Genomic DNA, 5,277 nt, shown 5'->3' on the forward strand with positions numbered 1-5,277 from the left:
GTAGGAGAGGCTGCCGTAAGCAGCCTCTCCTACCCCCCTAACAATGATTATCATTATTGGTAACTGTATATTTTATTCTCTGGAAGTCCCTTATCTGGTTTGTCTCGAATGATGCCACCCTGCCAGTATTAACTAGAGAAAAGATTGAATCTGCTGAGGCTGTTTTCTTCAGTATTGCAAGTCTTTGCGAAATAGCGTCTTGTAAACTCACAAATTTTCACCTGCCTAAACTGCAAATACTAATAGTAAAATTTTAAGTAATTGTCACTGTTCCATGAAGGAGAAAAAACTACACCTTTCCGCGATTTTTATAAACTCGTCTCCACAACTGTCCCCACCACACAGGCTTTATTCAAATTAACGCCGCTCAAGTTTGCCCCTTCTAACTCTGCACAGAGTAAATTCGCTCCTGTCAAATTCGCCCCTGCTAAATTCGCCCCCCGCAAGTCGGCTTCTTCCAGGTTTGCTTCACTCAATAAAGCCCCTTGCAAATCGGCGCGACTCAAATCTGCACCTTTGAGATTTGCCCCAGTCAGGTTTACACCGCGCAAGTCAGCACCCCGCAAGTCAACGCCTTGCAAGTTCACATTCATTAAATTGGCACCACTCAAGAAAGCACCCGCCAATGACACATCACTGAGTCTGGCTCCCATCAAGTTAGCACCGCGCAAATTGCTACCCCGCAAGTCAGCGCCTGTTAAATCTGCTTGCATCAGGTTTGCTCCCATCAAGTTCGCCCGCAAGTCAGTTTGTTGAAGGTTGGCTCCCATCAAATTTGCCCCTTCCAAATGCCCACCTTCGAGTTTGGAAGCAGTAAAATTAGTGCCGACAAGGGTAGCGCCAGCAAGATTAATCCGGCTTAAATCCAGTCGTGAGAGTTCCTCGTCTTCTAAATTTGCCCCTGGAAGTTGTTTGAGTTTTCCTAATTTAATGGCTTCAATATTCATGTCAAATAACTACCAATCTCCTCACTTATCTTGCTGTGGCTGTCCCATTGAGAATCAAGTATCCAGATACCGGCGCTGACTTTGGGTGTCATGATGGGTAAGTCGAGTCCCTGTTGTAAACCCATAACTAATAAAGCTAGGGTATCTACAAGTTTAGGGTCAAAGCGGGTAGATTGTTGCTGTCTGCACTCATCTAAAGCTTGAGTAAATATCTCTTTCCGGCTTTGATTTGACGATTTTCGCTGATTGATTCGCCATTGAAAATCTGCCAATAATGCCAAAATTCTCGACTCTAGGGGAATTTCATCTCCACCTAAACCTGCTGGTTCCCCTGTGCCATTCCACCACTCGCTTTGGTGAGTGATAATTTGGGCAACGGCTCGCAGTCTTGGCATGGTTCGCAATACTTGCGCCCCAGGTACTAAGGGACAAGTTAAGGGACAACTGGGAGCATCTTCTTGGTAGCGTGTGGATATACTGCCACTGAGTACGCTTTCTGCTTTCTGTAACGGATCTATGCGATGCAACAAAGCTGCTAGCCGCAACCTCTTAATCTGCCATGCGGGAAGATCCAAAAGCTGGCCTATAGCTTCAGCAAGTACTACTACTTCCCCGGCTGCCATTGGATTGTTAATATCTGCCATATCCATCAGTTGTGCCATCCGCAAAAAGGCTTGGATTTCGTTAGAAACCAAGTTGCGATCTAGGGTTTGTTGCTGAAGGGCTGTAGGGATGGATAAATTATCTTGCCCAGTTTGGAGGTAATCTACTACACGCGAGACAACTGCACCTAAATTTTGCGATCTGTCCATTGACGGTACAATTTGTTCTTTATCGGCTGTGAGCTTTTGTGCCAGTTCTGGGTTGTATTTTTTGATGTGAGCGATCGCTATTTCTGCTGTATCTTGCACTAACTCTGGCTCAAATGTCCACAAGCCATAGAATTTACGCTCTAAGTCTGATGTCGGTACTCCAGTGCTGCCATAATCAGCTTCTGATAATTCTTGACAAATTACCATTGCTGTGTATTTAGGCGATAAAATAATTAAGTGCCACTCCTGAGCTACTGGATCGACTGAATCTAATCCCACTAAGTCTACATTGGGTAAAAGGCTTGTGGGATGTTCAGCAAAGCCGGATTCAGCAGCAGCCATAATCACAATTTGGCTGCTGCGCTGGGCGATATCTGCATATCGTCCGGCTTCTTGTAGATACCATTTACCCCGTTGGAAAGCTGAGATTACTAGGGGTGTACCGTCGTCGGTTAAAATATGGTCTTCTAGAGCATGGCACAGGGCAACTAAGGTATTTTTGTAGTAAACACCGAATCGAATTGGCCTGGTGGTATGGCGATGGGCTGTTTCTAGCTTTTGTAGGATTGAACCTTCTAACATGGGATTGGGTGAAAATAACCGCAGAGGGAGAATGATTAGGGTAGGGGTAGGCGCGAGACAAGGAAATAAAATTTGCTCTTGTCTGATTCTGGGAATTTTATCAAACAGCTGCTAACTGTTTGTCTTTTTTCTCTATTGGTGCAGTCAGTGCTGCTTCTAAGTCGGCACAACCTAGTTTTTCTTCTAAAATTTTCATGACTTCGCGTCCGAAATCGTTAGGGTTTTGTTGCCAAGCTTGCAAGCAGACTTCTCCAAAAAATGAACCAAGAGGTTCAGGATTCCAAAGAAGCTTTTTGGCTGTCCACGGCATTAAGCTCATTGGATCATACCCTGGTTTGAGGATGCCTTCTTTAAAAGCGTATTCTTCTAAATGGGTATGGGGTTGCAATCCAATAAAGAAAATGGCAGGTTCGACTTTATCAGCACCAAAAATTCGTTCTAGTTCCCGGTGGTAGGCGATGGTTTGGCGGATGGTTTCGGGACGTTCGTCAATGACGTTAAAGGAGTAGTTGACGGAAACCAAATCGTTGAAACCAGCTGCTTTTAAGTCACGACAGTTTTGCAAGACGGTTCGTAGGTTATACCCCATCCGCATTTTTCGTACAAGTTCTTGAGAACCACTGGTAATCCCGATTTCAAAGTAGTTCATCCCAGTTTTAGCCATCAAGTCGCACAATTCGGGTGTTAAATTGTCGGCTCTGATATATGCTGCCCAGTGGATGTCTGTCATACCAGAATCGACGATTTTTTGCAAGAGTTCTATTGCATCGTCGATAAATTTTCTGGCTGGGATGAATTGGGCATCAGTAAACCAGAAGTTGCGAATGCCGCGATCGTATAATTGGCGCATCTCAGCAACTACTTCATCTGCTGGATTGATGCGGACTTGTTTCCCTTCGACGACAGTGTAGACGCAATAGCAGCAGTTGTGAGGACAACCACGCTTAGTTTGTACACCTATATAAAAGTCTTCTTCTTGCAGGTAAAAGTTAAATTCTGGCCAGATGCTTTCGATATAGTCGTAGTTACAAGCTGTTTTTTCTAGTGGAGTGGGTTGTTCGTGAATTAGCCTTTCCCGTGGTTGAGTTTCTCCCACAACGTAACAGCGTTCATCTCGAAAATCTTTGCCACCTAAAAGTTTTTCCAGCAGGGTTTCCCCTTCACCCACAGAAATAATTGTCCCTTGGGGTAAGCTTTTACCCAACTGTTCGTAAAATACACTGACTGCACCACCACCTACAACTACACGGGCATTAGAATTATATTTTTGGGCGCGCTTTAAACCGCGTTTGATTAAACCCTGGTTCCGCCACAACTCTACATAGTAAGCGATGAAGATTCGCAAACCGCCCAATCCCCCACGTAGTTTCAATAAAGGATTCTTCGCGTAGTAAAATTCAAAGGCGTTTTGTAGTGGGTTACCACCACGTCCGCCAACTGGAGCATAAATTTGAATATCCCGCCACGAAAATACTAGCAGTGTCGGTTTAAATTCATCGATACAGCGATCCAGAGCAGAACTGTAGTCTAAAGGTGGCACTGTTCCCAAATCAAAGATCCGCTGTTCAATATTAGGGAACTGTTTGTGGACGTGATCGCTCAGGTAGACAACCCCAATGGGAAAGATAGGGTTACAAGGAAGGCGAACGTAAAGAATTCGATTTTCCATCATGGGTGTTTTGACTTCCATCTTGCCAATCTTTGGGGACGAGATAAATTCCAGTTTTAAAGGGTGTTTTTGTTTTGGCTGCTTTTAATCTGTGACAATCTTGCTTGACATTAAAGCCTATTACTGATATAATTATAAGATTTGTTCACAGATATAGGAATCAATGAAATTGCTTTCTGTACCAAACGCATGGCATCAAGAGAGGTTTTATGAAGACATTTTTCATATAGCTTTACGATAACATCGAGTTCATTCATTAAGCGATGATCCCAGGCTTTTAATCCTGTGATAGATGAAACAGAAAAATCCACTCCTGAACTAGGCTCAAGCTAAGGGGATCTTCGCCATAGCTACTTTGTAGTTATCTGCCCTAAAGAAGTTAAAGATTTTTTGCGAGAAATTAAAAATTAAAAGATGTCTATATAGTGTAAAATTGCAGACAAAGCATAAATTTTCACAAAATTTTTAGAAAATAGTATATATCTTAAGGTAAAAAAAATCTAGAAAGAGTTAAGTTGGTAGTCGCAGCTACAACAACTGGGGATCAGGCAATGCTAGGCTTGGCTAGTGTAATGTAAAATTGTGGCGTAAAGCTCCTCAGCAGTTATGGCTCAAATATTAGATCCTCTACCACCTGAGCAATCGGGAAAAATTCTCTGCTGCTACATTAATGCCACGAGCAAAATACAGGTAGCTCGCATCTCCAATATTCCCAACTGGTACTTTGAAAGGGTTGTTTTCCCTGGACAACGTTTAGTGTTTGAAGCTCCGCGAAAAGGTCAGTTGGAGATTCATACAGGGATGATGGCAAGTGCAATTTTATCCGATAAGATACCGTGCGATCGCCTGATGCTCGAAGAACCCAGTACTAGTGAGTTTTATACAGACTCATCAGATGAAAAAGACCCTATTAATACCAAATTAATGGTGCAGCAAATTAATACAAAAATCGAAGATACTACAAAACCCTTGCAAATTGTTGGTTTAGCGTCGGTTGATTAAAAAAAACAATTTTATTAAATTTAAGGGTTGCTAATTCAGCAGCCCTTTTTGTTTATTATTTATTGAGCGTTAGGAGTTGGGAGTTAGGAGTTAGGAGTTGGGAGTTAGGAGTTAGGAGTTGGGAGTTAGGAGTTAGGAGTTGGGAGTTAGGAGTTAGGAGTTGGGAGTTGGGAGTTGGGAGTTAGGAGTTAGGAGTTAGGAGTTAGGAGTTAGGAGTTAGGAGTTAGGAGTTAGGAGTTAGGAGTTAGGAGTTAGGAGTTAGGAG

At 43.1% G+C, this 5,277-nt stretch carries 4 protein-coding genes; 1 reads left to right on the forward strand and 3 read right to left on the reverse strand.

Annotated features, from left to right (window positions below):
* Nucleotides 1-308: 308 nt before the first annotated feature.
* From V7K73_RS22375 to V7K73_RS22385, 3 genes are all read right to left on the reverse strand, one after another.
* Nucleotides 309-947 carry a pentapeptide repeat-containing protein gene (locus V7K73_RS22375; protein WP_334883155.1) on the reverse strand — a complete coding sequence of 213 codons (639 nt, stop codon included), beginning with the start codon at nt 945-947 and terminating at the stop codon, nt 309-311.
* Nucleotides 944-2,341: a DICT sensory domain-containing protein gene (locus V7K73_RS22380; RefSeq protein WP_334883157.1), complete on the reverse strand. Its 1,398-nt coding sequence runs from the start codon at nt 2,339-2,341 to the stop codon at nt 944-946. The genes V7K73_RS22375 and V7K73_RS22380 overlap by 4 nt, the downstream gene beginning before the upstream one ends.
* Before the next feature lie 100 nt (nt 2,342-2,441).
* On the reverse strand, nt 2,442-4,031 hold the full coding sequence (locus V7K73_RS22385; RefSeq protein WP_334883159.1) for a photosystem II high light acclimation radical SAM protein: 1,590 nt from the start codon (nt 4,029-4,031) through the stop codon (nt 2,442-2,444).
* 585 nt (nt 4,032-4,616) lie between these two features.
* Between V7K73_RS22385 and V7K73_RS22390 the strand changes: the two genes are divergently transcribed.
* Nucleotides 4,617-5,012, forward strand: a complete 396-nt coding sequence (locus tag V7K73_RS22390) for a DUF1830 domain-containing protein (RefSeq protein ID WP_334883161.1) — start codon at nt 4,617-4,619, stop codon at nt 5,010-5,012.
* The last annotated feature ends 265 nt before the right edge of the window (nt 5,013-5,277 follow it).

This window comes from Nostoc sp., from assembly GCF_036916975.1.
GTDB lineage: Bacteria > Cyanobacteriota > Cyanobacteriia > Cyanobacteriales > Nostocaceae > Nostoc.